The sequence below is a fragment of the Streptomyces sclerotialus genome, assembly GCF_040907265.1.
In the GTDB taxonomy this organism is placed as follows: domain Bacteria; phylum Actinomycetota; class Actinomycetes; order Streptomycetales; family Streptomycetaceae; genus Streptomyces; species Streptomyces sclerotialus.
Genome location: NZ_JBFOHP010000002.1, coordinates 7,187,324 through 7,212,655, shown reverse-complemented (window position 1 = coordinate 7,212,655; position 25,332 = coordinate 7,187,324). Strand labels below are relative to the sequence as shown.

General features: G+C 73.7%; 24 protein-coding genes. 12 read left to right on the top strand and 12 right to left on the bottom strand.

The window, feature by feature from the left end; genetic code table 11:
• Positions 1–71: 71 nt before the first annotated feature.
• Positions 72–1,181 carry an FAD-dependent monooxygenase gene (locus AAC944_RS31755; RefSeq protein ID WP_030612199.1) on the bottom strand — a complete coding sequence of 370 codons (1,110 nt, stop codon included), beginning with the start codon at positions 1,179–1,181 and terminating at the stop codon, positions 72–74.
• A 183-nt stretch (positions 1,182–1,364) separates the two neighbouring features.
• On the opposite strand from AAC944_RS31755, the gene AAC944_RS31750 reads away from it, so the two are divergent.
• The gene (locus tag AAC944_RS31750) at positions 1,365–2,306 is read left to right on the top strand and encodes a TetR/AcrR family transcriptional regulator C-terminal domain-containing protein (protein ID WP_030612202.1); all 942 of its coding nucleotides are present in this window, start codon (positions 1,365–1,367) and stop codon (positions 2,304–2,306) included.
• Positions 2,307–2,409: 103 nt separating this feature from the next.
• Here AAC944_RS31750 and AAC944_RS31745 read toward each other — a convergent pair whose 3' ends face one another.
• From AAC944_RS31745 to AAC944_RS31730, 4 genes are all read right to left on the bottom strand, one after another.
• The gene (locus AAC944_RS31745) at positions 2,410–3,582 is read right to left on the bottom strand and encodes an acyl-CoA dehydrogenase family protein (protein ID WP_030612204.1); all 1,173 of its coding nucleotides are present in this window, start codon (positions 3,580–3,582) and stop codon (positions 2,410–2,412) included.
• Positions 3,579–4,766, bottom strand: a complete 1,188-nt coding sequence (locus AAC944_RS31740) for an acyl-CoA dehydrogenase family protein (protein WP_030612207.1) — start codon at positions 4,764–4,766, stop codon at positions 3,579–3,581. The genes AAC944_RS31745 and AAC944_RS31740 overlap by 4 nt, the downstream gene beginning before the upstream one ends.
• On the bottom strand, positions 4,763–5,761 hold the full coding sequence (locus tag AAC944_RS31735) for an NADPH:quinone oxidoreductase family protein (RefSeq protein WP_030612210.1): 999 nt from the start codon (positions 5,759–5,761) through the stop codon (positions 4,763–4,765). The genes AAC944_RS31740 and AAC944_RS31735 overlap by 4 nt, the downstream gene beginning before the upstream one ends.
• A 123-nt stretch (positions 5,762–5,884) precedes the next feature.
• On the bottom strand, positions 5,885–6,520 hold the full coding sequence (locus tag AAC944_RS31730; protein WP_030612213.1) for an SAM-dependent methyltransferase: 636 nt from the start codon (positions 6,518–6,520) through the stop codon (positions 5,885–5,887).
• 102 nt (positions 6,521–6,622) lie between these two features.
• On the opposite strand from AAC944_RS31730, the gene AAC944_RS31725 reads away from it, so the two are divergent.
• A complete protein-coding gene (locus AAC944_RS31725; RefSeq protein ID WP_030612216.1) occupies positions 6,623–7,216 on the top strand; it encodes a helix-turn-helix domain-containing protein in 594 nt (197 codons plus the stop codon).
• Between the two features lie 17 nt (positions 7,217–7,233).
• Here the strand turns inward: AAC944_RS31725 and AAC944_RS31720 are convergent, their stop codons facing one another.
• Positions 7,234–7,716, bottom strand: coding sequence for a phosphatase domain-containing protein (locus tag AAC944_RS31720; RefSeq protein WP_030612219.1), 483 nt, complete (start codon positions 7,714–7,716; stop codon positions 7,234–7,236).
• Between the two features lie 3 nt (positions 7,717–7,719).
• Complete coding sequence (locus AAC944_RS31715) at positions 7,720–8,418, bottom strand: winged helix-turn-helix transcriptional regulator (RefSeq protein WP_078888469.1); 699 nt, start codon at positions 8,416–8,418, stop codon at positions 7,720–7,722.
• 106 nt (positions 8,419–8,524) lie between these two features.
• On the opposite strand from AAC944_RS31715, the gene AAC944_RS31710 reads away from it, so the two are divergent.
• The 7 genes from AAC944_RS31710 to AAC944_RS31680 all read left to right on the top strand — a co-directional run bounded on the left by AAC944_RS31710 (position 8,525) and on the right by AAC944_RS31680 (position 15,898).
• Positions 8,525–9,736 (top strand): pyridoxal phosphate-dependent aminotransferase, encoded by a 1,212-nt coding sequence (locus tag AAC944_RS31710; RefSeq protein WP_030612225.1) that lies wholly within the window; start codon positions 8,525–8,527, stop codon positions 9,734–9,736.
• Positions 9,737–9,899: 163 nt separating this feature from the next.
• On the top strand, positions 9,900–11,264 hold the full coding sequence (gene egtA, locus AAC944_RS31705; protein ID WP_078888451.1) for an ergothioneine biosynthesis glutamate--cysteine ligase EgtA: 1,365 nt from the start codon (positions 9,900–9,902) through the stop codon (positions 11,262–11,264).
• A complete protein-coding gene (gene egtB, locus AAC944_RS31700) occupies positions 11,261–12,577 on the top strand; it encodes an ergothioneine biosynthesis protein EgtB (RefSeq protein WP_030612232.1) in 1,317 nt (438 codons plus the stop codon). Before egtA ends, egtB begins: the two co-directional genes overlap by 4 nt.
• A 67-nt stretch (positions 12,578–12,644) precedes the next feature.
• Positions 12,645–13,406 (top strand): ergothioneine biosynthesis protein EgtC, encoded by a 762-nt coding sequence (gene egtC / locus AAC944_RS31695; protein WP_030612235.1) that lies wholly within the window; start codon positions 12,645–12,647, stop codon positions 13,404–13,406.
• Positions 13,403–14,365 carry an L-histidine N(alpha)-methyltransferase gene (egtD, locus tag AAC944_RS31690; protein ID WP_030612238.1) on the top strand — a complete coding sequence of 321 codons (963 nt, stop codon included), beginning with the start codon at positions 13,403–13,405 and terminating at the stop codon, positions 14,363–14,365. Before egtC ends, egtD begins: the two co-directional genes overlap by 4 nt.
• 575 nt (positions 14,366–14,940) lie before the next feature.
• Positions 14,941–15,093, top strand: a complete 153-nt coding sequence (locus tag AAC944_RS31685; protein ID WP_368396588.1) for a hypothetical protein — start codon at positions 14,941–14,943, stop codon at positions 15,091–15,093.
• A 40-nt stretch (positions 15,094–15,133) separates the two neighbouring features.
• Positions 15,134–15,898 carry a bestrophin-like domain gene (locus tag AAC944_RS31680; protein WP_030612243.1) on the top strand — a complete coding sequence of 255 codons (765 nt, stop codon included), beginning with the start codon at positions 15,134–15,136 and terminating at the stop codon, positions 15,896–15,898.
• Positions 15,899–15,906: 8 nt separating this feature from the next.
• Here AAC944_RS31680 and AAC944_RS31675 read toward each other — a convergent pair whose 3' ends face one another.
• From AAC944_RS31675 to AAC944_RS31665, 3 genes are all read right to left on the bottom strand, one after another.
• Positions 15,907–16,410 carry a VOC family protein gene (locus AAC944_RS31675; protein ID WP_030612246.1) on the bottom strand — a complete coding sequence of 168 codons (504 nt, stop codon included), beginning with the start codon at positions 16,408–16,410 and terminating at the stop codon, positions 15,907–15,909.
• An 18-nt stretch (positions 16,411–16,428) separates the two neighbouring features.
• Entirely contained in the window at positions 16,429–16,962 is a 534-nt protein-coding gene (locus tag AAC944_RS31670) for a DoxX family protein (RefSeq protein WP_030612249.1), read from the bottom strand.
• A gap of 144 nt (positions 16,963–17,106) precedes the next feature.
• Complete coding sequence (locus tag AAC944_RS31665; RefSeq protein WP_030612251.1) at positions 17,107–18,156, bottom strand: phosphatidylinositol-specific phospholipase C domain-containing protein; 1,050 nt, start codon at positions 18,154–18,156, stop codon at positions 17,107–17,109.
• Between the two features lie 127 nt (positions 18,157–18,283).
• Between AAC944_RS31665 and AAC944_RS31660 the strand changes: the two genes are divergently transcribed.
• Complete coding sequence (locus tag AAC944_RS31660) at positions 18,284–18,796, top strand: DUF2165 domain-containing protein (RefSeq protein WP_030612254.1); 513 nt, start codon at positions 18,284–18,286, stop codon at positions 18,794–18,796.
• 44 nt (positions 18,797–18,840) lie between these two features.
• The gene (locus AAC944_RS31655) at positions 18,841–19,785 is read left to right on the top strand and encodes an NADP-dependent oxidoreductase (RefSeq protein ID WP_030612257.1); all 945 of its coding nucleotides are present in this window, start codon (positions 18,841–18,843) and stop codon (positions 19,783–19,785) included.
• Between the two features lie 47 nt (positions 19,786–19,832).
• Here the strand turns inward: AAC944_RS31655 and AAC944_RS31650 are convergent, their stop codons facing one another.
• A complete protein-coding gene (locus AAC944_RS31650; protein ID WP_030612260.1) occupies positions 19,833–21,035 on the bottom strand; it encodes an FAD-dependent monooxygenase in 1,203 nt (400 codons plus the stop codon).
• A gap of 236 nt (positions 21,036–21,271) precedes the next feature.
• Positions 21,272–24,442 (bottom strand): bifunctional cytochrome P450/NADPH--P450 reductase, encoded by a 3,171-nt coding sequence (locus AAC944_RS31645; protein WP_030612263.1) that lies wholly within the window; start codon positions 24,440–24,442, stop codon positions 21,272–21,274.
• Positions 24,443–24,629: 187 nt separating this feature from the next.
• Here AAC944_RS31645 and AAC944_RS31640 point away from each other — a divergent pair, with 187 nt between their 5' ends.
• A complete protein-coding gene (locus AAC944_RS31640; RefSeq protein WP_051871604.1) occupies positions 24,630–25,295 on the top strand; it encodes a PAS domain-containing protein in 666 nt (221 codons plus the stop codon).
• Positions 25,296–25,332 lie beyond the last annotated feature (37 nt).

The following is a 25,332-nucleotide window of genomic DNA, read 5'->3' as shown; positions in this document are numbered from 1 at the left end:
CGGACTTCACTTTTCCGACATGCCAGCTGAGACAACCGCAAAATCATTTGGCCGGCCCGGTCGCCGCCGGGTCAGCCGTCGAGTGCGATCGCGTTCTTGGCCAGCTCGACCGCCTCCTCGTCGGCGGGTCCGGAGCGGCCTTCCGGGACCAGCGCCTGATTGCGGGCGACGAACGGACGCATCCGCTCCTCGTAGCGCTCGAACGCCACGGCGTGACCGGCGCCCGCCCGGCCGAGCTCGTCGGCGAGCACATAGGCACCCACCAGGGCCAGGCTGGTTCCCTGGCCGGACAGCGGGGAGGCGCAGTAGCCCGCGTCCCCGACGAGCGCCACCCGGCCCGCGGTCCAGCGGTCCAGATGCACCTGCGCCATGGCGTCGAAGTAGAAGTCGGGCGCCTCCCGCATGGCCGCCAGCAGCTTCGGCGTCTCCCACCCCAGGTGGCCCAGCCGCTCCTGGAGGAGCGCTTTCTGGCGCTCGGTGTCACGGTGGCCGCAGTCGAGCGGCCCGGACCGGAAACCGAGCGTCGCCCGCAGCTCACTGTTGCCGCGCACCGGGTAGACGCAGTAACTGGCGCCGCCGTCCTGGAGCCACACCTGCCAGTCCTCGAGGCCGAGGAAGTTGTCCGTACTGAACACGGCCACGTATGCGGAGAGGTGGCGCAGGAACCGCGCCTCGGCACCGAAGGCCGGCCCGCGCACCGTGGAGTGCAGCCCGTCCGCGCCCACCACGAGGTCGAAGGTGCGGCTGCCGCCGCCTTCGAAGCCGACACGCACGCCGCCGGGCCCCTCCTGGAGAGTGGCGACGGAGTCGCCGAAGAGGTACTCGACGCCGTCATACGCCCGTTCGTACAGCAGCCCGGTGAGGTCGTCCCGCAGCAACTCGATGTCGCCGCTGTCCAGCCGGCCGCTGCTGTAGGTCATCTCGGTGGACCGCCACAGTTCCTCGCCCGCGCCGTCGAGCATCGACATGCCGCGCATCCGAGTGCGCAGCCGGCGCGCGTCGGCCAGCAGGTCCATCCGGTCCAGAACGTCCAGTGCGACGCCCCGGACGTCGATCGCCTGACCGCCCGGGCGTACTCCGGGGGCGCGCTCGACCACGGTCGGCAGGTGGCCGCGCCGGCGCAGCCAGTAGGCGGTCGCGAGGCCGGCGATCCCGGCACCGGAGACGAGCACGGTCTTCATGGCTCCCCCTTGATTGACGCATACGGCGTACGCACCTGAATGTACGACGTACGCGCCTGTCCGCCAAGCACCTACTCGCTGCCTGAAGTCTCGGTTCCTGGTGCGCCTGTTCTAGGGCAGACAGGGTTCGGAAGCGCTCGCCACTGGTAGCCTCTGTGCTAGTACAGCCGAGGGAGGGGCGCGATGGTCGCAGAGAAAAATGTCCCGCCGTACCGGCGCATCGTGGCGGAGATCCGGCGGCGCATCGAGGACGGCGAGCTGGTCCCCGGTGACCGGGTTCCGTCCACCCGCCGGATCGCCCGGGAGTGGGGCGTCGCCCTGGCCACGGCCACGAAGGCGCTGACCACCCTGCGGCAGCAGGGCCTGGTGGAGGCACGGCCGCGGGTCGGCACGGTGGTGGCGCCCGCCCGGGACGCCGCGGGCCCGGCTCGTGCTCCCCGTACCGCGGCGGCGCCCGAGCACGACCTGACCCGTGCGCGCATCGTGCGCGCGGCCGTCGAGATCGCCGACGCGGAGGGACTGGCCGCGCTGTCGATGCGGGGCGTCGCGGCGCGGCTCGGGACGGCGGCGATGTCCCCCTACCGGTACGTCGACGGCAAGGAGGACCTGGTCCTGCTGATGGCGGACAGCGTGCTCGGTGAGATCGCGTACCCGGCCGAGCCCCCCGTCTGCCGGCGGACGCGCCTGGAGACGGGCGCCCGGGCCCTCTGGGCGCTGCACCGCGTCCACCCCTGGCTGGCCCAGCTCGCGCCGCTCACCCGCCCGTTGGCCCTGCCGAACCTGATGGCCTACTCGGAGTGGATGCTCGCCGGCCTCGACGGCCTGGGCCTCGACGGGACCGCCATGCTGAACATCAATGTGCTGCTCTACAGCCACGTCCAAGGGCTCGCCGTCCACCTCGAACGGGAAGCCCAGGCGGAGAGCCTGACGGGGCTCTCCCAGGACGAGTGGCTGGCGGAACAGGAGGCCGCGTTCGGGGCGATCGCCGCTTCGGGGCGGTACCCGACGTTCAGCCGGCTCCGGGAGTCCTTCGGCACCGGCGGTTACGACCTGGACCTCGACGGGCTTTTCGAGAGCGGCCTCCAAGCCCTGCTCGACGGGTTGGTGGCGCCCCGCCTCCGGTGACGGGGCGACGCCGGCGGACGGCCCCCACAGCCGCCGGCCGGCGTCCGTCCCCGAGCGGCCCTGCCCGGCCCGGAAGCCGGTTCACAGGGCCCTCCCAGGGGGCCTACGGCGCCGTGAGATCCACCAGTTCGGCGAGGGCCGCACGGTGATGGCCGGGGGCGCCGAGGGCGATCTCGTCGCTCTTGGCTCGCTTGAGGAAGAGGTGCAGCGGATGCTCCCAGGTCATGCCGATGCCGCCGTGCAGCTGGAGGCATTCCTGTGCGGCGCGGACGGCGACCGGGGCGCAGTACGCCTGGGCGACGGCCACCGCCACAGGCGCGTCCGGGCTCTCGGTGGCCAGCGCGTCCGCCGCGTTACGCGCCGCCGCCCGTGCCGACACCACCTCCAGCCAGAGCGCGGCCATGCGGTGCTTGAGCGCCTGGAACGAGCCGACCGCCCGGCCGAACTGATGGCGCTGCTTGGTGTACTCCACGATCTCGGTCAGACACCACTCGGCGAGGCCCAGCTGTTCGGAGGCGAGCAGCCCGGCTCCGGTGAGCAGCGCCTTCCGTACGGCCACGCCGGCCCGGTCGGCACCGGCCAGCCGGCGGCCCGCCGCTCCGTCGAAGGTGACGCGGGCGAGCCCGCGGGTGAGGTCCAGCGGGGTGACCGTCTCGATGTGCAGCCCCGGCGCGCCGGCGTCCACGGCGTACAGCTCGATGCCGTCCGCCGCGCGTACCGGTACCAGCAGCACGTCGGCGGCGGCCGCGTCGGCGACCGAGGTGACCGTGCCGAGCAGGGCACCGTCACCCCCGGCCCGTACGGTCGGCTCCAGCGGCCCGCCGGGCGCGGCCGTCAGGGGCAGCGCGAGCACGCCAATGCGCTCGCCGCGGGCCAGCGCCGCCAGCAGCCGGGCCGGCTCCTCCTCGTCGGTGTCACAGCCGAGCAGGGCGGTGACGGCGAGGACGGCGCTCGTCAGGTACGGCACCGGGGTCACCGCCCGGCCCAGCTCCTCCAGGACGACCGCCGCCTCTCTGGGGCCGGCGCCCTGGCCGCCGAGCTTCTCGGGGACGAGCAGCCCGGCCGCCCCGATGTCCGCGGCGAGCGAGCGCCAGAGGGCCGCGTCGTGCGTCCGCCCGGACTCCAGCTCGGCGAGCACCCCGGCCGGGCCGCCGCGGTCGGCCAGCAGGGACCGTACGGCGGCGCGCAGGTCGTCCTCGGGCTCCGAGTAGAGCAGGTCCGGGCCTTCGGGTACGCCGGGCGCCGTGGTGTCGGCGAGCGTCTGCTGGTCGGTCATCGGGGCAGGTCCTTCCACGCGACGTCCTTGTCGGTGCGCGGCTCGGACGGCAGGCCGAGCACGCGTTCGGCGACGATGTTGAGGAGCACCTCGGAGGTGCCGCCCTCGATGCTGTTGCCCTTGGCGCGCAGGTAGCGGTAACCGGCCTCGCGCCCGGTGAAGTCCACGCCTTCGGGGCGGCGCAGCGTCCAGTCGTCGTACGTGAGGCCGTCCTCGCCGAGGAACTCCACCTCCCAGCCGCTGATCTCCTGGGCGAGCCGGGCGAAGGCGAGCTTCATGCCGCTGCCTTCGGGGCCCGGCTGGCCCTGCGTCAGCTGCTGGCGCAGCCGTTCGCCGGTGAGGCGGGCCACCTCGGAGTCGACCCAGAGGCGCAGCAGCCGTTGGTGCAGGTCGTGCGTACGCAGCTCGGGCCGCTCGCGCCAGTCGGCGGCGGCGACGCCGATCATGCCGCCCTCACGGGGGATGCGGGCGCCGCCGATGGCGACCCGCTCGTTCATGAGGGTGGTCTGCGCGACCTTCCAGCCCTCACCCACCTCGCCGAGCCGGTGCGCGTCCGGGATGCGTACGTCGCCGAGGAAGACCTCGTTGAACTCGGCCTCGCCGGTGATCTGGCGCAGCGGCCGGACGTCCACTCCGGGGTCGGTCATGTCGCAGACGAAGTACGTGATGCCGCGGTGCTTGGGCGCGTCCGGGTCCGTACGGGCGATGAGGATCGCCCAGCGGGCCTTGTGCGCGCCGGAGGTCCACACCTTCTGGCCGTTCACCGTCCAGCCGCCGTCGCCGTCGCGTACCGCACGGGTGGCCAGGGCCGCCAGGTCGGATCCTGCGCCGGGCTCGCTGAAGAGCTGGCACCACACCTCCTCGCCGGTCCACAGGGGCTTGAGGAAGCGCTGCTTCTGCTCCTCGGTGCCGAAGCGCAGGATGGTCGGCGCCGCCATGCCCAGGCCGATGCCGATCCGGCGCGGGTCGTTGTCGGGCGCGCCGGCGGCGGTCAGTTCCGCATCGACGACGGCCTGGAGGGCACGGGGCGCGTCCAGCCCGCCGAGCCCTTCGGGGAAGTGGACCCAGGCGAGCCCGGCGTCGAAGCGGGCGCGCAGGAAGTCCATGCGGTCGGTGGTGGCGGGCGGGTGCGCGGCGAGCAGTTCGGCGGTGCGCCGGCGCAGCTCCTCGGGGCCGATGCTCATCGGGTGGCCGCCTCTCCGGGGACGACGACCAGGCGCCCTGTGGTGACGCCGTCGGCGACCCTCTGTACCGCGTCGGCGGCGCCCTCCAGTGGCACGCGGTCGCCGATGAGCGGCTTGATGACGCCCTGGGCCGCGAGCTTGGTCAGCTCCTCGTGGCAGGCGCCGATGGCGGACGGCTCCTTGGTGGCGTACAGGCCCCAGTGGAGGCCGAGTATCGAGTAGTTCTTGACCAGCGCGTGGTTGAGCGCGGGGCTCGGGATCGTGCCGCTGGCGAAGCCGACGACGATGATGCGGCCTTCGAATGCCACGCACTTGGCCGACTGGGCGTACGCGTCGCCGCCCACCGGGTCGTAGATCACGTCGGCGCCGCGGCCGCCGGTGGCCTCCTTCACGGTCTTGATGACGTCCTCGGTGCGCCGGTCGACGACCACGTCGCAGCCGAGTTCGCGGGCGACCGCCGCCTTCTCGGCGCCGCCGACGACGCCGATGACGCGGGCGCCCGCCGCCCGGCCGAGCTGGACGGCGGCGCTGCCGACGCCGCCGGCCGCCGCGTGCACCAGCAGCGTCTCGCCGGCCTGGAGGTGTGCGCGGCGGTGCAGCGCGAACCAGCCGGTCTGGTACCCGATGTGCAGCGCGGCGGCCTCCGCGTCGTCCAGCGCGTCCGGCGCCGGGAGGACGGTCCTGGCGTCCGCCACGGCCAGTTCGGCGAACCCGCCGTCGGGCAGCGGCGGCTGGGCCAGTACGCGGGTGCCCACGGCGATTTCGGCGCCGTCACCGGCGGCGAGCACCTCGCCGCAGATCTCCACGCCGGGCGTGAAGGGCAGCGGCGGGCGCACCTGGTACTGGCCGCGGCACAGCAGGGCGTCGGGGAAGTTGACGTTCGCGGCCTTCACCCGGAGGAGCAGCTGTCCCGGCCCGGGGTGCGGGTCCGGGACCTCCTCCAGCCGCATCGCCTCTCGTGGCTCGCCGTTCGCGTGTACCCGCCATGCCTTCACTGAGCTTCCCCTCACGACGTCGGTCGGCCTCGGTGCCATCGGCATACTAAGCGGTCGGTATGGCTGAGGGAACAGGTGTCAGGGAGGCAATCGGGACGGGGGCAGCCGCTCGGGGAGAGGGGGTCAGCCCTTCAGGCGGCGCACCTTGACCGTGTTGTCGGTCCGGACGGCCGGCTGCCCGTCAGGGGCGGTCTGGAGACGTTCGTGCTCCTCGCAGACGAGCACCTCCCACTCCCCCTCGGGCAGCCGGAGGTCCGCGAGCACCTCTTCAGGGCCGGGCAGGCGGACATCCGGGTGCGCGTCGGGCTCCCACGGGGGCGGCCCGGAGTGGCCGGTCACCAGGAGCGTCCCGCCCGGCTCCACCGCGCCGGCGGCGGTCCGCAGGACCTCCTCCCGCGGCAGCTCGCCGAGGGTGTGCAGGAAGTGGGAGGAGACCAGGTCGAAGCTGCCCTCGGGGAAGGTCTCGCCCAGGGTGTGGCGCTGCCAGTCGATCCGGTCCGCCACCCCGGCGTCGGCCGCGTGTCCGGCCGCGCGGTCCAGCGCGACGCGCGAGACGTCGACCGCGGTGACCCGCCAGCCCTGCCGGGCGAGCCAGATCGCGTCGCCGCCCTCGCCGCAGCCCAGGTCCAGGGCCCGGCCCGGCGTCATGCCGGACACCTCCCGTACCAGCGCGGCGTTGGGCTCGCCGCTCCAGATCCGCTCGCTCTCGCCGTACCGGCTGTCCCAGAACTCCTCGTCCGAGATCTGCGTTTCGGTCATCGGTGCGCTCCTCCGTCATGCCGGCGTGTCACTTACCACTGCCGATGCTCCGGGGCCCCGTGCCGCTTGACAAACATTGTTGCCGGGACGGCAAATAGCGACATGCCGGACGACGACCTCACGAGTGTGCTGACCGCCGTAGGGCCGCGCCTACGGGCGCTGCGCCGCAAGCGGGGCACGACCCTGACGGCGCTGAGTGAGCGCACCGGGATATCGCTCAGCACGCTCTCGCGCCTGGAGTCCGGACAGCGCAAGCCGACCCTGGAACTGCTGCTGCCACTGGCGAAGGCGTACGGCGTCCAGCTGGACGAGCTGGTCGGCGCGCCGTCCACGGGCGACCCCCGCATCCATCCGCGTCCGGTCGTCCGGAACGGCGAGGTCCACGTGCCGCTCACCGGCCGCCTGGGCGGGCTGCGCGCGTACAAGCGGATCCTGCCCGCCGGGCGGCCGGGCGCGGCGCGGCCCGAGCAGCGGGTGCACGAGGGCTACGGATGGCTCTACGTGCTCTCCGGCCGGCTGCGGCTGGCGCTGGCCGAGCACGACCTCGTCCTGGTTGCGGGCGAGGCGGCCGAGTTCGACACCCGTACGCCGCACGGCTTCGAGAACGCGGGCGCGGAACCGGTGGAGTTCCTGCACCTGTTCGGCCCTCAGGGCGAACGGGTGCACACCCGCGCCCGCCCGGCCGGCGACGCCTGACCGGGCCGCCGGGTCTCTCAGGTGCGCCCCTCACGCTCCTGGGCGTCCTCGAGGGCGGCCGAGTGCGTGGCCCAGCCAGCCCGCACGACCGGGAAGCCGGCCTTCTGGACCGCGTCGCAGACCAGCTCGTCGTCGTCCACGACCACCCGGACCTCGCGGCCCCTGGCGAGCTTGCGCAGCAGTTCGAGCTTGGTGTGACGGGCCGGACGGCGGTCACCGGACGGGCGCATCCAGACGCGGCCTTCGGGGAGGCCGTGCCGGGCCAGCCAGTCCAGGGTGGCGGCGCGGCACCGCTCGGGCCGCCCGGTCAGGTAGACGATCTCGCACTCCGCGGCGCTCTCCAGAGCCAGCGCGACGCCTTCGGGCAGCGGCGGATCGTCCGGCGCCGCGGCGAAGAAGCCGTCCCAGTCGCGCGGCCGCCGCTCCAGGAAGTGCTGCCGGTGCGCCGTGCCGGCCAGGGTGTTGTCCAGGTCGAAGACCGCCAGGGGTGCCGTTCCCATGTGTCATCCCGTCGCTGTGCGTGCGGTCGCCGCGGCGACGCCGGCCGGTTCGCCACAGGCCGTCGCCCGGATGCGGCCGGTGCCGATGCCGTGGGCGAGTGACAGCCGATCGTAGATCACCTCGGCGCAGGCCGCCGTGTCCAGCTCCAGGACGACGTCGGGCGCGGGAGCGGGCCCGTCGGTGTAGCCGTACGCGTCCGTTCCGGGCCCCTGGACGCCCTCCTCCGCGTCCAGCGTGACGTGAAAGGTTCCCTCGTCCAGCCGCACCTCCACGACCCGTACGGGCGCGTCCTCGGCCCGCCGGGCGGAGAAGTGCCGGGCGAGCCGGGGCATGAGCGGTACGGCGAACCAGTGCGCGCGCACGGCGTCCGTCGGCCGCGGCGCACCGAGCTCGGGGGCGCCCCAGTCGGCCAGTGCGGTGAGGACGGGCAGCAGGGCCCGGCCGCGCGGGGTGAGTTCGTACACGAAGGCGGCGGCGGGCGGGTCGAGTCTGCGGCGGACGGCCACGCTGTCGCGCTCCATGTCCTTCAGGCGGGAGGCGAGCATGTCCGTGCTGACGCCCGGCAGGTCGGCGTGCAGGTCGGTGTAGCGCCGGGCCCCGGCCAGCAGCTCCCGGACGATCAGCAGGGTCCAGCGGTCGCCCACGACGTCCAGGGCGCGGGCGACGGAGCAGTACTGGTCATAACTTCGGCGCGGCATGATCCCAGCATAGACAAGAAGTTGGACTTTCCAAGTTGTCGCTTGGTAAAACCAAGTAGAGCCAGAGACGCGCCGCGCCGCGGCGAGCGAGGGACCGGGAGGCCGCCGCATGGAGTTCAAGCAGTCGAGCAAGATGGCCGACGTCTGCTACGAGATCCGCGGGCCGGTGATCGAGCACGCCGACGCGCTGGAGGAGGCCGGGCACAGCGTGCTGCGCCTGAACACCGGCAACCCCGCGCTGTTCGGCTTCGAGGCGCCCGAGGAGATCCTCCAGGACGTGCTGCGCAACCTGTCCCGCGCGCACGGCTACACGGAGTCCCGCGGCATCCTCCCGGCGCGCCGGGCCGTCGCGCAGCACTACCAGTCGCTCGGCCTCACCGACGTCGACGTGGACGACGTCTACCTCGGCAACGGCGTCTCGGAACTGGTCTCGATGGCGGTCCAGGCGCTGCTGGACGACGGCGACGAAGTACTGATCCCGGCCCCGGACTTCCCCCTGTGGACCGCGGTGACCACACTGGCGGGCGGCAAGGCGGTGCACTACGTGTGCGACGAGACCGCCGACTGGCTGCCCGACCTGGACGACATGGCAGCGAAGATCACCGACCGGACCCGGGCGCTGGTCATCATCAACCCCAACAATCCGACGGGCGCCGTGTACCCGCGCGAGCTGCTGGAGGGCATGCTCGACCTGGCCCGGCAGCACGGCCTGATGGTCTTCGCCGACGAGATCTACGACCGGATCCTGTACGACGGCGAGGTGCACCACAACGCCGCGGTGCTCGCCCCCGATCTGGTCTGCCTCACCTTCAGCGGGCTCTCCAAGGCGTACCGCGTGGCCGGCTTCCGCTCCGGCTGGCTGGTGGTCTCCGGGCCCAAGCAGCACGCCGCCGACTACCTGGAGGGGCTGGGCACGCTGGCCTCCATGCGGCTGTGCCCGAACGCCCCTGCGCAGTACGCCATCCAGGCGGCGCTCGGCGGCCGCCAGTCGATCAACGAGCTGGTGCTGCCCGGCGGCCGGCTCCGGGAGCAGCGCGACCGGGCCTGGGAGCGGCTGAACGAGATCCCGGGCGTGTCGTGCGTGAAGCCGAAGGGCGCGATCTACGCCTTCCCGCGCCTGGACCCGGCCGTGCACAAGATCCACGACGACGAGAAGTTCGTCCTCGACCTGCTGCTCCGGGAGAAGATCCAGGTCGTCCAGGGCACCGGCTTCAACTGGCCGCGCCCGGACCACTTCCGTATCCTGACACTCCCGCACGCCGACGACCTCGACGCCGCCATCAGCCGCATCGGACGCTTCCTGGCGGGGTACCGGCAGTGAGAGACTCCCCGTGCGGGCGCGCCGTCGTACACCGGCGCGGCCGCGGGCGGGCCGTGCGCGGCTCGTGCTCCCCGGGGCGCTGATGCGCCCTTGAGTGCGCCGCTCGCACCCGCTTAGGTGGGAGGCCTGCGTCCGGCGTCCGGCCACGGAGGGAGTGAGGTCCATGTCCGCCCAGCGCGCTGTCACGGAAGAGGAGCTGGCAGCCCACCTGCACGGCATATGTTTCAAGACCGGGCCGCCGCGGCGCATCGGGGTCGAGATCGAGTATCTCGTCCACGACGCGCGCAACCCCCGATGTCCCCTCCCCCGCGAGCACGTCCGCACCGCGATGACCGCACTGCGCGCCCTCCCCCTGCGGTCGGCGCTCACCTTCGAGCCGGGCGGGCAGCTGGAGCTCAGCTCGCTCCCCGCCACCTCACTCACCGACTGCGTCACCACCGTCTCGGCGGACCTGGCCCTGGTACGCACGGCGCTGCGCGCCATGGGCCTGAGCCTGGCGGGCCACGGTCACAACCCCTGGCACCCGCCGCACCGCATTCTCGACGAGCCGCGCTACGACGCCATGGAGGCCTACTTCGACCGCTGGGGGCAGGCCGGGCGGTCCATGATGTGCGGCACCGCCTCCGTACAGGTCTGCCTGGACGCCGGGTACGAGGAGCCCGGCCCGCTCGGCCACGGCCGGCGCTGGCGGCTGGCCCATCTCCTGGGCGCCGTGCTCACCGCGGCCTTCGCCAACTCCCCCACCAGCGAGGGGTGCCCGACGGGCTACCGCTCGACCCGTCAGGCCGTCTGGACGCAGCTCGACCCGGCCCGCACCCTCGCCCCCGCCGACGCGCCCGAGCCGCGCGCGGCCTGGACCGCGTACGTCCTCGACGCGCCCGTGATGTGCGTGCGCAGCCCGGACGGCCCCTGGGACGCGCCCGAGGGCCTGACCTTCCGCGACTGGGTGCGTACCGGAATCCCCAGGCCCCCCACCCAGGAGGACTTCGACTACCACGTCACCACGCTCTTTCCGCCGGTCCGGCCGCGCGGCCATCTCGAACTGCGCATGATCGACGCACAGCCGGGCGACGGCTGGATCGTGCCGCTCGCCGTGACGGCGGCCCTGTTCGACGACCCCGAGGCCGCCGAGACCGCGTACCGCGCGGTCAAGCCGCTCGCCGAGACCGCCGGCGAGCGCCCCGCACCGCGCAACCCCCTGTGGCGGCGCGCGGCGCGGCACGCGCTGACCGACCCGGAGCTGGCCGCCGCCGCGACGGCGTGTTTCGCCGCGGCCCGTGAGGCACTGCCCCGGCTCGGGGCCGGGCCCGACGTGCTCGCCGCCGTCGAGGAGTTCACCGAGCGCTACGTGGCGCACGGCCGCTGCCCGGCCGACGACCTCCTGGACGCCGCGTACGCGGCACCCGAGTACGCCACGGAACCCACGGAGAGCGCGGCGGCCCGGCTCGCCGCCGACGCGCAGGAAGCGGCGCTCGCCGCGGAGTACGCCCGCACCGCCGAGCGCATCCCAGGGAAGGACAGCCAGTGATCCACGATCCCGAAACGCTCCGGGACCGCGCGGCGACGGCGCTGCTCGCCGCGCGCGCCCGTACGCACACGCTGACCACCTGCGTCGACGAGCCCGACCTGACCGCCCAGCACTCACCACTGATGTCGCCCCTGGTGTGGGACCTCGCCCACATAGGCAACCAGGAGGAGCAGTGGCTGATGCGGGCGGTGGGCGGCCTCGAAGCGCTGCGCCCGGAGATCGACTCGGTCTACGACGCCTTCGAGCACCCCCGGGCCGAGCGGCCCTCCCTGCCGCTGCTGGCCCCCGCCGAGGCGCACAGCTACGTGGCCGAGGTGCGCGGCCGGGTGCTGGACGTCCTGGAGAAGACCCCGCTGCGCGGCGACCGGCTGGTGGAGCAGGCGTTCGCGTTCGGCATGGTCGCGCAGCACGAGCAGCAGCACGACGAGACGATGCTCATCACCCACCAGCTGCGGCGGGGCCCCGCCGCGCTGTCCGCTCCGCCGCCGCCGGACACCGCGCGCGGCGTGGTGGGTCCCGAGGTGCTGGTGCCGGCGGGGCATTTCACGATGGGCACCTCCAGTGAGCCGTGGGCGCTGGACAACGAACGCCCCGCGCACCACCGGCTGCTGCCCGCCTTCCACATCGACACGGTGCCGGTGAGCAACGCCGCGTACCTCCGGTTCGTCGAGGACGGCGGCTACCGGGAGCAGCGCTGGTGGGCGCCCGAGGGCTGGCGGATGGTGCGGGAGAACAACCTCGAGGCGCCGTTGTTCTGGCGCCACGAGGGCGGCGAGTGGCTGCGCCGCTCGTTCGGCGTGACCCAGCCGATCGCTCCTGAAGAACCGGTTCTGCATGTGAGCTGGTACGAGGCCGACGCGTACGCCCGCTGGGCCGGGCGCCGGCTGCCCTCGGAGGCCGAGTGGGAGAAGGCCGCCCGCTGGAACCCGCGCACCGGGCGCAGCCGCCGCTACCCGTGGGGCGACGAGGACCCCCGCCCCGAGCACGCCAACCTGGGCCAGCGCCACCTGCGGCCCGCGCCCGTGGGCAGCTACCCCGAAGGCGAGTCGCCGCTGGGCGTCCGGCAGCTCATCGGGGACGTGTGGGAGTGGACCTCGGGGGACTTCCTGCCGTACCCGGGCTTCCAGGCGTTCCCGTACGCGGAGTACTCCGAGGTGTTCTTCGGCGGCCCCTACAAGGTGCTGCGCGGCGGCTCGTTCGCGGTGGACCCGGTGGCCTGCCGCGGCACGTTCCGCAACTGGGACCTGCCCGTCCGCCGGCAGATCTTCGCCGGCTTCCGCACCGCCCGCGACGCGACTCCGGAGGAGGCGTGAGGTCCCCGGCCCCGGAGCGCCCCGTGAGCGCCCCGGCCGCGCGCCGCAACCGGGCAGGGTGGAGCTGATGTGCCGCCACCTCGCCTACCTCGGCCCCGAGGTGTCCCTCGGCGACCTGCTCACCGCGCCCGAGCACAGCCTGTACCGGCAGTCCTGGGCGCCCCGCCGCCAGAAGTACGGCACCGTCAACGCGGACGGCTTCGGAGTCGGCTGGTACGCCCCTGGCGACCCCGTGCCGGCCCGCTACCGCCGCGCCGGGCCGATCTGGGCGGACGCCTGCCTGCCCGACCTCGCCCGGGTCGTACGCAGCGGCGCCGTCCTGGCCGCCGTACGGGACGCCACGCTCGCCTGCCCGGACGGTGAGGCCGCCGCCGCGCCCTTCGCCGGCGGCCCCTGGCTGTTCAGCCACAACGGCGCGGTCAGCGGCTGGCCGGGCTCGCTCGGCCCCCTGGCCGCCACGCTGCCCTCCGAAGCGCTGCTCGGCCTCGAGGCGCGCTGCGACGCGGCGCTTCTCTGGGCGCTGGTGAAGCACCGTCTGGAGCAGGGTGCCGACGTCTCCGAGGCGCTGTCGGAGACGGTGCGGGAGGTGGCCGGGGCGGCCCCCGGGTCCCGGCTGAACCTGCTGCTCACCGACGGCGCCACGATCGCCGCCACCACCTGGGGCGACACGCTCTTCCACCGCCGCGTTCCGGGGCCGGCGCCCGGCATGCTGATCGCCTCCGAACCCTCCGACGACGAAGACGACTGGACCGAGGTCCCCGACCGCACCCTGCTGACCGCCACCGCCACGGATGTCCTGCTCACCCCGCTCAAGGAGCCCACCGCGTGAGTCCCCTCGCCGTCACCCGCACGCTGCCCCTGGACGCCACCGCCGCCGCTCTCCGTACCGATGTCGCCCATGGCCTCACCGGCAGCCCGAAGACGCTGCCGCCCAAGTGGTTCTACGACGCCCGGGGCAGCGCCCTCTTCGAGGACATCACCGCACTGCCCGAGTACTACCCGACGCGCGCCGAGCGGGAGATCCTGGTGGCCCGCGCGGGGCGGATCGCCACCGCCACCGGCGCCCGGACCCTGATCGAGCTGGGCTCGGGGTCCTCCGAGAAGACCCGGCACCTGCTGGACGCGCTCACCGGCCTGCACACGTACGTGCCCGTCGACGTGAGCGAGAGCGCGCTGGCCGCCGCGGGCGAGGCACTCCTCGCCGAGCGCCCCGGGCTGACCGTGCACGCCCTCGTGGCCGACTTCCAGCACGGCCTGGAGCTGCCCGACGCGCCCGGCCCCCGGCTGCTGGCCTTCCTCGGCGGCACGATCGGCAACCTGCTCCCCGCCGAGCGGGCCGGCTTCCTGCGCTCCGTGCACGACCTGCTGGAGCCGGGGGACGCGCTGCTGCTCGGCACGGACCTGGTCAAGGACGAGGCGACGCTGCTGGCCGCGTACGACGACAGCCAGGGCGTCACCGCCGAGTTCAACAAGAACGTCCTCGCCGTCGTCAACCGCGAACTGGCCGCCGACTTCGACCCGGCGCAGTTCGCGCACCACGCGGTGTGGGACGCCGAGCGCGAGTGGATCGAGATGCGGCTGCGCTCCCTGAAGGAGCAGACCGTGAAGATCCCGGCGCTGGACCTCGCGGTCCACTTCGACGAGGGCGAGGAGGTGCGCACGGAGGTCTCGGCGAAGTTCCGCAAGGAGGGCGTCCGCACGGAACTGGACGCCGCGGGGCTGGAGTTGCGCGAGTGGTGGACGGACGGCACGGACCGCTTCGCACTGTCCCTCGCGGTACGGAGGTAACACCGGCCACCCGCGGGCGAACCTGGCCGTACGGGGATGAATCCGCCCGCCCCGTAAGGCAGTCGGCCGTTTTTGTACACCCGACCGTACGGTAATCCGCACTATCAGGGGAATCACCCGTCCGGGACGCTTGATGGGCGGCGGGGCTGCGCAGCCTCCTGGCGTGTACAGATCGATTCGCGCGGGACTGACCCTGGCTGCCGCCGCGTTCGTGGCAGGGGTGGGCTGGGCGCCGGCGGCGGCCGCACACGGTGACAACTGTTCCTACGCGGGGACGAAGCCGCCGGTGACGGCCCCGACCGGCGTGCCGGGGCTGCCCGACGACTGGCCCTGGCCCTGTACGTCACCGACGCCCCGGCCACCCACACCGACGCCGCCGTCCCCCGAGCCCCCGCCGCCGCCCCCGAAACCCACGCCCCCGAAGCCCGCACCACCGGAGCCCGCGCCGCCCCCCGCCGGCCACCACGCCGCCGCCGGCTCCGCGGCCCGAGCCGCCGAAGCCCGCGCCGCCGAAGCCGAAGCCGCCCTCCGCTCCCCCGCCGACGACCGAGGCGCCGAAGCCCTCGCCGTCGCCGATGAAGCCCCGGTCGTACGCCGTCAGCAGCCGGCCGCCGGAAGGCGGCCGCTCGCTGGTCACCAACATGCTGCTGCTGACCGCTCCGGCCGTGCTCGCCGCTGCCGCCCTGCGTCCCCGCTCCTCGTCCGGCTCCGGCGGCAGCCGCTCCTGACCACGGGTCCGCTCCCCATCGCTCTTCTCTGGAGGTCTTCATGTCGGACTGGCTCGTGCTGGGCATCGCCATGGCCGCGACGTGCGGCGTCGTGCTGCTCGTGACCGTGCTGCACCAGCGGCGGATCGACGAGGAGGAGGACGACCCGACCGAGACGCCCGACGTCATGGAGTACATGACGATGATGGTCGGGGTGGTCTACGCGATCGTGCTGGGCCTGGCCATCGCGGGCGTGTGGGAGGCACGCAGCGCGGCGGAGGACACGGTCCGTACGGAGGCGCAGGCGCTGCACGAGGTGAGCGCGCGGGCCCGGGCGTATCCGGACCCGGTGCGCGACCGCATCCGCGCGGACGTGGACGCCTACGTCTCGCACGTGGTGGACAAGGAGTGGCCGGTGATGACCGAGGAGGGCGAGCTGACGCCGCGCGGGGACGCGCTGCTGCTGAAGGTCCGCGCCGACGTGTCCGACTACCACCCGCGCGACGACTTCGAGAACCAGACCTACCAGCCGCTGGTGGACCAGGTCGCGGTGGCGGACGGCGCCCGGTCGGCCCGCGGGCTCAGCGCCGGGCCGACCATGCCGCCGGTGGTGTGGTTCGGCCTGCTCGCGGGCGCCGTGGTCACGGTGGGCCTGATGTTCACGCTGCAGATCAGGCGGTCGGGGCGGGAACTCCTGATGGCAGGGGTGTTCACCGCCCTGATCGCCTTCCTGCTCTTCCTGGTGTGGGAGTTCGACGATCCGTGGCTGCGCAGTACCGACGCGATCCAGCCCCTGAAGGACCTGCTGCCTTCGGGCCGGGGCTGACCCGGCTCTCAGGTGGCGGAGCCGGCGGCGGCCCCGGTCGCCAGGTCGGGGCCCCAGCGGCGCAGCGCGTCCTCCAGGTCGAGCGGGCGGACCTGCGCGCCGCCCTCCTCGGGGCCCGGCCAGTCCTCGCGCGGCACCCGCCACATCACCTCGAACTCGATGCCGTCCGGGTCCTTGGCGTACAGGGACTTGGAGACGAGGTGGTCGCTGGCGCCGACGAGCGCGCCGGCGGCCCGCAGCCGTCCGGCGGTCTCCGCCAGTTCACCGAGGGTGCCGACCTCCCAGGCGAGGTGGTACAGGCCCGCCCGGCCGTGCTCGGGGCCCGGGGCCTGGTCGCCGAGCGCGAAGAGGCCGAGGTCGTGGTCGTTCCGGGTGCCGTCGGCCCGCAGGAAGGCGGCCCGCCCGGGGATCTCGGTGTCCACGGTGAAGCCGAGGGCGTCGGTGTAGAACGCGACGGAGCGCGACAGCTCGCGTACGTAGAGGACCGCATGGTTCAGGCGGCGTACGGACATGGGGACCTCCTTACGGGGTCACTTGCGCAGCAGCAGGACGACGAAGGCCACGATCAGGCCGAGGGCGACAGCGGCGAAGCCGTAGGCGGCGCGCTCGCGGCGCAGGCCGGGCAGCAGCCGGTCGACGGCCCAGCGGCCGGGCCCGGTGAGGGTGAGCGCGGCGGCGGCCACGGTGAGCAGCAGCTCGTACTCGATGCCCTTGGGCGCGAAGAAGCCGCCGCCCCACTTCACGGCGAGCGCGTTGACCATGGTGCCGAGGACGGCGGCGCCGGCGAGCGGGGTGAGCAGGCCGAGGGCGAGGCCGAGACCGCCGAAGGTCTCGGTGAGCCCGGCGATCACGGCCATGGCCTTGCCGGCGGGGTAGCCGCTCACGGTGAAGAACTGGCCCGTGCCGTCGAGGCCGGGCCCGTCGAACCAGCCGAAGAGCTTCTGCGAGCCGTGCGCCGCCATGGTGAGGCCGACGGCGAGCCGCAGCACCAGCAGGCCCAGGTCGTGGGCGGGCGAGGACGCGGCCGCGCCGGTACGGGCGACGGTCGTGGCGGGGGACGTCATACGGGCTCTCCCTGTGGGGTCGGCGAAATACTTGAAAGTTCAAGCCACGCTTCGACCATACACAGTGCTTGAAACCTGTACAACAAGCCCCCGCCCGTCACGCCGCTTCTCAGCCGTTCCTCAGCCGCGTCTTCGGCCGCGTCTTCAGCCGCGCGGCGCCACCGTGCCGAGCACGTCCGGCAGCGGGTACCAGTCGGCGGTGAGGACGCTGGCGTGCGCCTTGGCCAGCAGCGCCACCCGGTCCCTGGCCTCCTGCGCGGTCGGCTTCGTACCGTCGATCGCCGGGGCCACCTTGTGCGCGTCCGTCATGACCACGAGGTAGTGGCGGGTGTCGTACCAGGCGGTGTCGATGCCGCCGGTGTACGCGGTGGCGTCCCCGTCGAAGACCACGAACCAGGGGCGCAGCGCGGGGTCGGTGTAGCGGGAGCGGGGGTCGCCGGACTCGGCACCGTGCACGGCGGGGAAGGCGGTGGACGTGGCCAGTTGTCCCTGGCCGGCGAGGGTGCGCAGATGGGTGGCGTACTCGCGGTCGGTCCACAGCTTGTCGGCCGGATTTCCCTCCTCGACCGTGCCCGGTATCAGCTCGATCAGGAACTTGCCCGCGAGCGCCGACCGCTCCGGCCAGCCGTCGGCCCGCACCGCCTCGTCCAGCGTCGCGTGGTCGCCGATGAGGTCGCCGGGCCCGAAGACCGCGTCCCCCAGCTTGCCGCGCACCAGCGCGTCGAACTCGTCCGGGCCGCGGCCGCCCTTGTCGTTGAAGCCGTCCTTCAGCTCCATCTTGAGCAGGACGGGGCGGTGGCCGGGATGGGCGTCGTGCCAGGCCCGCAGGTCGGCGAGGCAGCCGCCGAGGTCCTGGTTGCGGGACTTGGTGCGCAGCTCCGCAGGTGTGGCGGCGTTCTCGCAGTTGTTGTCGTTGCCGAGCGGGTTGCCGTGCGAGACCCGCCAGGACTTCCCCAGCCCGTTGGTCCACACGTCCAGCTCCAGCAGGCCGGCGCCGGAGTCGAGCGCGTCCGCGAAGTAGGGGTACTTGTCCTTCTCGTACGCGTTGTGCACGCCCACCGTCGTGGTCGTGTCGTACGTCGTGCCGGCGGCTGCCGCGGTGCCGGCGCCGGCCGGCCAGGCGACCACCGCCGCCACCAGTGCCGCTCCTGCCACACCCGCCACCATCGTCCCCGTACGCCGATGTGCGCCCATGTGTCCCTGCTTCCTCGTTGGTCAGTCGATCAGGCGGCAGCGTACGGGACTTGGGATACGCGTGGGACGCGTGCGACCTCACCGACGCCCCGTTCCCAGGCGGCCTGAGGGCCTTTACCATGACGCCATGGCCGGCAGAAGAGCAGCGGCGGCGCCCACCCTCGCCGCCGGCATCCTCACGGGCACGGTCGCGCTGTACATGGCGCTCGTCGCCTTCGGTAACATCACCGACTTCGGCACCAACCAGGCGTTCGTCCAGCACGTCCTGGCGATGGACACGACCTTCAAGGACCCCGACCTCATGTGGCGGGCCATCACCTCGCGTCCGCTCCAGGACGCCGCCTATATCGCGATCATCGTCTGGGAGACCGCGGCCGCCGCCGTACTGGTCGTGGCCACCGTGCTGTGGGCGATGCGCCGCGAGCAGGCCCGTCGGCTCAGCACTCTCGGGCTGCTGATGGTCCTGCTGCTCTTCGGCGCCGGCTTCCTCGCCATCGGCGGCGAGTGGTTCGCGATGTGGCAGTCCGAGGACTGGAACGGGCTGGATGCCGCCACCCGCAACGTCCTGCTCGCGGGCCTGGCCCTGCTGTTCGTGCAGTCCAGCTCCCCGGGCGGCGGGCGGAAAGCCACCGGCACCTGAGGCAGCCGCGGAATAGCCGCACCGGCGCCCCGGTTGCCCCCGGTATGCGAGCAATCGGAGTGGAAGAATACGGCGGGCCCGACGCGCTGCGGGTCCTGGACCTGCCGGAGCCGCAGGCCGGGCCCGGCGAGGTACGCATCAGGGTGCACGCCGCGGCGGTGAACCCCACGGACACGCTGCTGCGGTCCGGCGCCCACGCACAGCGGCTCACCGACCGCGAGCCGCCCTACATCCCGGGCATGGACGCGGCCGGTGTGGTCGACCAGCTCGGTCCGGACACCGGTGACCGGCTCGCCGTCGGGCAGCGGGTGGTCGCGGTGGTCGTGCCCACCGGACCGCGCGGCGGCGCGTACGCCGACCTGATCGTGGTGCCGGCGGCGTCGGTGGTGCCGGCGCCGGAGGGTGCCGGCTTCCCCGCGGCCGCCACGCTGCTGATGAACGCCCTGACGGCCCGGCTCGCCCTCGACGAGCTGGCCCTCTCGCCCGGCGACACGCTCGCCGTCACCGGTGCGGCCGGTGCCCTCGGCGGGTACGCGGTGCAGCTGGCGAAGGCCGACGGACTGCGGGTCGTCGCCGATGCCAAGCCGGCCGACGAGGCGCTGGTGCGCGAGCTCGGCGCCGACGAGGTCGTGGCGCGCGGCGACGACGTGGCGGAGCACATCCGGAAGCTGGTTCCGCAGGGCGTCCCGGGCTTCGTGGACGGCTCGCTCCAGGGCGAGAAGCTGTTCGGGGCGCTCGCCGACGGGGGCCGGCTCACGGTGTTCCGCGGCTGGTCGGGCGGCTCGGAGCGGGGCATCGACGTACGGCCGGTGCTGGTCTCGGACCACGCCACGGACACCGAGCGCCTGGACCGGCTGCGCCGCCAGGCCGAGGAGGGTGTCCTCACGCTGCGGGTCGCTGAGGTCTTCCCCGCGGAGCGGGCACCCGACGCCCACCGCCTGCTGGAGGCCGGCGGCGTCCGCGGGCGGCCGGTGCTCGACTTCAGCTGACGTACCGTCAGGGCCCCGCCCGCCGCACCGTGCGAGCGGGGCCCCGCTCACCACTCGATCCGGTACGACCTGAGCCAGTCGGCCGCGCCCGCCTCACTGCGCCGGGCACGGTGCGGGAGCACGGTGTCACGGACGACGCGGCGTACGGGGCCCACCGCCGAACGGCGGACCATGTCGGCGCCGGCCGCGACGACCTTCTCCACGCGCGCACGGCGGAGTTCCTCGTACGCCCGGAAGGCGCGCCGGTTGCCGGCCTGGTCACGCAGGGACTTGGCCAGCACGATGGCGTCCTCGACGGCCATGGAGGCGCCCTGCGCCACGTTCGGCGCGGCGGCGTGCGCGGCATCCCCGATGATCACCATGGTGTCGGTCCACCAGCGCGGGGCGCCGGCTATGTCGTAGGCGTTGGAGCCGATGATGGTCTCGCCGGTGGACCGGATGATCTCGGCGGCCGGGGTGTTGTCCTCGTCGAACAGCCCGGCGAGCCGGTGCCGCCAGTGGTCGGGGGTGGACGCGGCCAGGTCCTCGCGGGAGAGTTCGGGGCCCGGTGCGCTGGCGAACCACCAGGTCTCGCCGTCCGGCGCGCGGGTGCAGCCGAAGAACGCCTTCTTGCCGAAGAACATGCTGTACGTGCCGGGGTCGGGCGCGTTCTTCGCGTCGCGGGTGTAGCCGCAGACGGTGTGCCGGCCGGTGTACCGGGGCCGCGCCGCGGCCGGGTCGATGAGCTTGCGGGTCACGGAGTGGATGCCGTCGGCGCCGATGAGCAGGTCGCCCTCGGCGCGGGTGCCGTCGGAGAAGGTGGCGACGATCCGGCCGTTCTCCACCGTCTCGGCGGCCACCAGCCGCTTCCCGTGCTGGACGGTGATGCCGCGCCGGGTCGCCTCGTCGTGCAGGACCCGGTAGAGCGTGGCGCGGCGCAGCGTACGGGGGCCCTGGCCGTCCGGCGTTGTGCCCTCGGCCCCGGTGTCCTGGCGCTCGGTCGTGCCCATCGGCCGTTCGCCCAGCCGCTTCCCCGTGTTGCTCAGGAACTCCACCCGGCCGGCGGGGAAGGAGTTCTCGATCACGGGCCCGTGGGCGTCGATGACGCGCAGCGCCGCCAGGCCGTTCTCGAAGACGACGAGGAAGGCCCCGACGTCGTCGGCGCCGCTCGCGTACGCCTCGAAGACCTCCGATTCGATGCCGGCTTTCTGCAGGGCCATCGCGGTCACCGCTCCCGCGATGCCACCACCGATGATCAGGGCGTGGGTCATGACGCTCCAAGGTCGGACGGCCGGTCTCAGGGGCGCAAGTCGTACGCCCCGGCAGCGGGCGCGGCCCCCTCGGCGCCTGTGTCCGAGGGAGCCGCACCCGTCGCACGGGTCCACCTTGGCGCGCCGGGCGCGCCGGGGCCAGAGCGGGAACCGGCATGTCGTAGGCGTGGGCCGTACTTCCCGTCGTACCCGTGCCGCTCCCCGCCGTCCCGCCAGCCCCCGCGCGCCCCCGGGGATCAGCCCGCCGCGTACACGTCCTCGATGTAACGGCCCTCGGTGGTCAGCCCGGTGAGCCAGGCCTCGGCGTCCTCCGGGGTGCCGCCGCCGTGCCGCACGTACAGCTCGCGGAAGGCCTCGCGTACGCCCGGTGCCATACGGCTGCCGTCGCCGCAGACGTACACCCGGGCGCCCGACTCCAGCAGCCGCCAGACCTCTTCGCCGTCCGCGGCGATGCGGTGCTGGACGAACCGGCGGCCGTCCTCGGGCCGTTCGCTGAAGGCGGGGCGCACCCCGACGACGCCGGCCGCCTCGGCGGCACGCAGCTCCTCGGCGTGCAGGAAGTCCGCGTCGGGCGCGTCGCAGCCGAAGAAGAGCAGTGCCGGGGCGAGCGGCCCGGTGGCCGCCGTGCGGTCGGCGACGGCGCCGCGGAAGGGCGCCAGGCCGGTACCGGCCGCCACCATGATCACCGGCGTGGAATCGGCCGGATCGATGCGGAAGGCGTCCCGGCACGGCTGCACTCGGGCGAGCACCGTGTCGCCCGCCTTCAGGGTGTGCAGATGGCTCGAACCGGTGCCGCCGGGCAGCAGCGAGACCATCAGGTCGGCATGGCGGCCGTCGGCGGCCGGGGAGGACGAGACGGAGTAGTGCCGGGTGCGCATCGGCGGCAGCAGGTCCAGCACCACCGGCCAGGGCAGCGCGCCGCGCAGGGCCGGGTACGCCTCGATCAGCTCCAGCATCGTACGGGTGTCGTCCCCGGCGGGCGCTTCGAGCGCCGCCCGCTCGGGCGGGCAGGGGTTGTGCGCGGCCAGCAGGGCGCGCTGCTCCGGGGTCGGCCGGGCGTTCAGCTCCAGGTGGTGCGTGAGGAGTTCGCGCACGGTCAGCGGGCGGTCGACGGGCAGTGCGTTCCGTCCCGCGCCCGGCTGGCGGATGCTGAGCACGGCCGCCGGGTCCACGCCGAGCGCCCGCGCGGCGCGGGCGACCCGCTCCGGGGTGTTCTCGGGCAGCACACTCAGGTGGTCGGCGGTGCGGTAGGTGACGCCCTCGGGGAGGGCGAGCCGCAGGAACCGCTTCTTTCGCGGGTAGCCCTCAGCGGTGAGGTCGTACGCCTCGGTGACGGTCATCGGGGTGAGACCGTGCCGGGCCGCGAGCGCGTCCAGGGGGCCGCCGGTGATCTCGGTGACGGTGCACGCGGCCTCTTCGGGCGCCGTGGTGCTGCCGATGCTCTCCGGGTCGCCGTAGCGGGTCAGCAGTTCGGTGCGGAGCGCGGTGGTGAAGTCCTTGACCGTGCCCGCCATGTCGCCGGAGGCGTCGGCCTCGGCGCGCGGCAGCAGCCGGTCGCCGCCGAGCGCGGCCAGCCGGTCGTCGAGGAGGGTGGGCACGCGCTGGTAGGTGGCGGCCCAGTTGCGGTCGCCGACGCCGAGGACGGCGTACGGGACCCCTTCGGCGGCGCCTTCGGGGGCGTCCTCCAGCCACGCCACGAAGGCGGCTGCGTCGTCCGTCGGGCGGCCGTTGTAGGACGCCGCCACGACCACCACGGGGCGGTCCGTGGGCAGCCCGCCGGCATACGTGTCCAGCGGCGCGACCTCGGTGGCGCAGCCGAGGGACGTGGCCTCGTCGGCCAGCCGCTCGGCGAAGTCCTTGCAGGTGCCGTAGTTGGTGCCGTGCAGGAGCAGCAGGCCGGTGTCCTGGTGGACGCGGGTGGGCAGCCCGTCGTCGGCAGCGGGCCCCTCGTCCGCGGTACCGGTGCCGGGGAGCACGGCGAGCGCCGCCCGGTCGGCGGCGCGGTCGGCGGCGGTGCGCCCGGCGAGCCGCACGGTGAAGCCGTCCGGCTTCAGCGTCAGCGTCTCCTTGATGGTCAGCGCGTAGTCGCCGTGGTCCTCGAAGCGGTACCGGTGCACCAGCAGGGCCAGCAGCATGGTCGCCTCGTGCAGCGCGAACTGCCGCCCGATGCAGGCGCGTTCGCCGGTCCCGAAGGGCTTGTACGCGTGCGGGGAGCGGGCCGCTTCCGCCTCGGGCGCGAACCGTGCGGGGTCGAACAGCTCGGGGTTGTCGCCCCACACCGGGTCGCGGTGCAGCATCGGGGTGAGGACGGTGAAGATCTCCCCCGCCTTGACGGGGTACCGGCCGCCGAGCACCGTGTCCGTCTTCGCGCGGCGGCTGAACGCGGCAGCGGTGGGCCACAGCCGCAGCGCCTCGTTGAGCACCTGCCGGGTGAAGGCCAGCTTGCCGATGTCCTCGAACGACGGGTCCGGGTCCGCCGCGTCGCCGAACAGCTCGTCGGCCTCGCGGCGCGCCAGCCGCAGCGCGACGGGGTCCTTGAGCAGGTGGTACAGGGCGAACGAGAGCGCACCGGAGGTGGTCTCGTGACCGGCGATCAGGAAGGTGATGACCTGGTTGCGGATGTTGGCCGGGTCCAGCGTCGTGCCGTCCTCCGGGTGCGGCGCGCCCAGCATCAGGCCCAGCAGGTCGTCGGCGGAAGTGTCACCGGAGGCGGTACGCGCGCTGATGACCTCGTCCACCACCGACGCGAGGTAGTCGGCGTCGGCCCGGAACGCCTCGTCCTTCTCGGTGTAGTCCACGCCCGGCTTACGGGCCAGCCGCGTCATGCTCCACTCCAGGCAGCGCACCATCGCGTCCACGAAGGGGTGCGGCTGCTCGCGCCCGAAGGACTCGAAGTCGAAGCCGAATCCGGCGAGTCCGATGGTGTCCAGCGTCATCCGGGTCATGTCGTCCGGCACGTCCACCGGCGCGCCGTCCTCGACCCGGCGGTCCCAGCTCGCCATCAGCCGGCGGGCGACCTTGAGCATCGCCGGGTGGTAGGTGCGCATCGAGCCCAGCGCGAAGGCGGGCATGAGGATGTCGTGCGCCTTGGCCCAGTTGGGCTCGTCGTTGTAGGCGGTGAAGAGGCCGTCGGCGGCGAACTCCCGTACGTTCTCCAGGGCAGGACCGATGGCCTTCTCGAAGCGCGTCTCGTCGGCCAGCTCGGTGACCAGTTCGACGGAGGTGACGAAGGTGGCGTCCCGGCCGTGCAGCCGGCGGCGGAAGATGGGGCCGCCGTGCGCGCGGGCGATGCCCATGGCCCGCTGGAGGGGGGTACGGGAGAGACCGGCGGCCGTGATGTCGACCACGGGGATCCCGTCGTCGCCGAGGGTGACGGTGTCGGCGCTCTGCAGCTGCGTGTCGCTCATGACTCCACAGTGACCGGCCCGGTGTGCCGCGCTCCCCGCGGTAACTGCATGATTGTGCAGTGTTTTCCTGCGTCCGGGGCTTGCGCTCCGGGCGAAGATGATCATTGCGGTACGGCGGCCCGGCCGGCCGCGGAGCGGAGCAGGACCGATGGACGCACGAGACGAGAGGGACGGGTGCCGCCGGCCGATGAGTGACGACCTCTTCGCGCACCCGGGAGTGCCGGGTCCGGCGGCCGCGCCCTGGCACAACTACTTCCTGATCCTGCTGGACCGGATGCCGCTGCCGGTGGCGGTGTGCCGCGCCGACGGCGAGGTGCTGATCGCCAACCCGGCGATGGCGGCGGTCTGGGGCACCACCCGCGGCCAGCTGCGCGGCCGCAACCTCTTGGACCACTTCCGCCCGCGCGCCATCTCCCAGGTCGGCCGGCTCGTCGAGGCCGTACGAGCGGGCCGCCGCTCCCGCTACCCCGTCGAGGTCCGCTGGCGCGAGGGCGCCGACGGGCCCGAGCGCGAGGGGATGCTCACCCTGGACCCGGTCGGCGACCCCTCCGACGAGCCCCCGGCCCTGCTCGCCATCCTCCGCGTCCACGAGTCCCGCCCGGCGCCGCCGCCCGCCGCGCAGGTCAGCCCGGTGGAGTCGCGCATCCTCGCGCTCGCGGCGGCCGGCGCCACCACGGCGGCCATCGGCAAGGACCTCGGCCTCACCGTCGACGGCGTCAACTACCACCTCACCCGCCTGACCCGCCGCTACCGCGTCCCCAACCGCACCGCACTGATCGCCCGCGCCTACACGCTCGGGCTCCTCTCCCCCACGGCGTGGCCTCCGGCCCCGGCCGCCGACGAGGACGCCTGACGGCCGGGACGCCTGAGGGCACGCGAGGAAGCCCGTA

Bases quoted from the DNA above. Each gene is read 5' to 3' on its own strand.
- AAC944_RS31745 (WP_030612204.1), bottom strand. From the start codon at position 3,582: ATGACCGACCAGCAGACGCTCGCCGACACCACGGCGCCCGGCGTACCC.
- AAC944_RS31685 (WP_368396588.1), top strand. From the start codon at position 14,941: ATGAAGCCCCGGTCGTACGCCGTCAGCAGCCGGCCGCCGGAAGGCGGC.
- AAC944_RS31650 (WP_030612260.1), bottom strand. From the start codon at position 21,035: ATGACCCACGCCCTGATCATCGGTGGTGGCATCGCGGGAGCGGTGACC.
- AAC944_RS31640 (WP_051871604.1), top strand. From the start codon at position 24,630: ATGAGTGACGACCTCTTCGCGCACCCGGGAGTGCCGGGTCCGGCGGCC.
- AAC944_RS31660 (WP_030612254.1), top strand. From the start codon at position 18,284: ATGGCCGGCAGAAGAGCAGCGGCGGCGCCCACCCTCGCCGCCGGCATC.
- AAC944_RS31720 (WP_030612219.1), bottom strand. From the start codon at position 7,716: ATGGGAACGGCACCCCTGGCGGTCTTCGACCTGGACAACACCCTGGCC.
- AAC944_RS31725 (WP_030612216.1), top strand. From the start codon at position 6,623: ATGCCGGACGACGACCTCACGAGTGTGCTGACCGCCGTAGGGCCGCGC.
- AAC944_RS31665 (WP_030612251.1), bottom strand. From the start codon at position 18,156: ATGGGCGCACATCGGCGTACGGGGACGATGGTGGCGGGTGTGGCAGGA.
- egtC (WP_030612235.1), top strand. From the start codon at position 12,645: ATGTGCCGCCACCTCGCCTACCTCGGCCCCGAGGTGTCCCTCGGCGAC.
- egtA (WP_078888451.1), top strand. From the start codon at position 9,900: ATGTCCGCCCAGCGCGCTGTCACGGAAGAGGAGCTGGCAGCCCACCTG.
- AAC944_RS31675 (WP_030612246.1), bottom strand. From the start codon at position 16,410: ATGTCCGTACGCCGCCTGAACCATGCGGTCCTCTACGTACGCGAGCTG.
- AAC944_RS31730 (WP_030612213.1), bottom strand. From the start codon at position 6,520: ATGACCGAAACGCAGATCTCGGACGAGGAGTTCTGGGACAGCCGGTAC.
- AAC944_RS31755 (WP_030612199.1), bottom strand. From the start codon at position 1,181: ATGAAGACCGTGCTCGTCTCCGGTGCCGGGATCGCCGGCCTCGCGACC.
- AAC944_RS31750 (WP_030612202.1), top strand. From the start codon at position 1,365: ATGGTCGCAGAGAAAAATGTCCCGCCGTACCGGCGCATCGTGGCGGAG.
- AAC944_RS31710 (WP_030612225.1), top strand. From the start codon at position 8,525: ATGGAGTTCAAGCAGTCGAGCAAGATGGCCGACGTCTGCTACGAGATC.
- AAC944_RS31645 (WP_030612263.1), bottom strand. From the start codon at position 24,442: ATGAGCGACACGCAGCTGCAGAGCGCCGACACCGTCACCCTCGGCGAC.
- AAC944_RS31680 (WP_030612243.1), top strand. From the start codon at position 15,134: ATGTCGGACTGGCTCGTGCTGGGCATCGCCATGGCCGCGACGTGCGGC.
- AAC944_RS31655 (WP_030612257.1), top strand. From the start codon at position 18,841: ATGCGAGCAATCGGAGTGGAAGAATACGGCGGGCCCGACGCGCTGCGG.
- AAC944_RS31670 (WP_030612249.1), bottom strand. From the start codon at position 16,962: ATGACGTCCCCCGCCACGACCGTCGCCCGTACCGGCGCGGCCGCGTCC.
- AAC944_RS31740 (WP_030612207.1), bottom strand. From the start codon at position 4,766: ATGAGCATCGGCCCCGAGGAGCTGCGCCGGCGCACCGCCGAACTGCTC.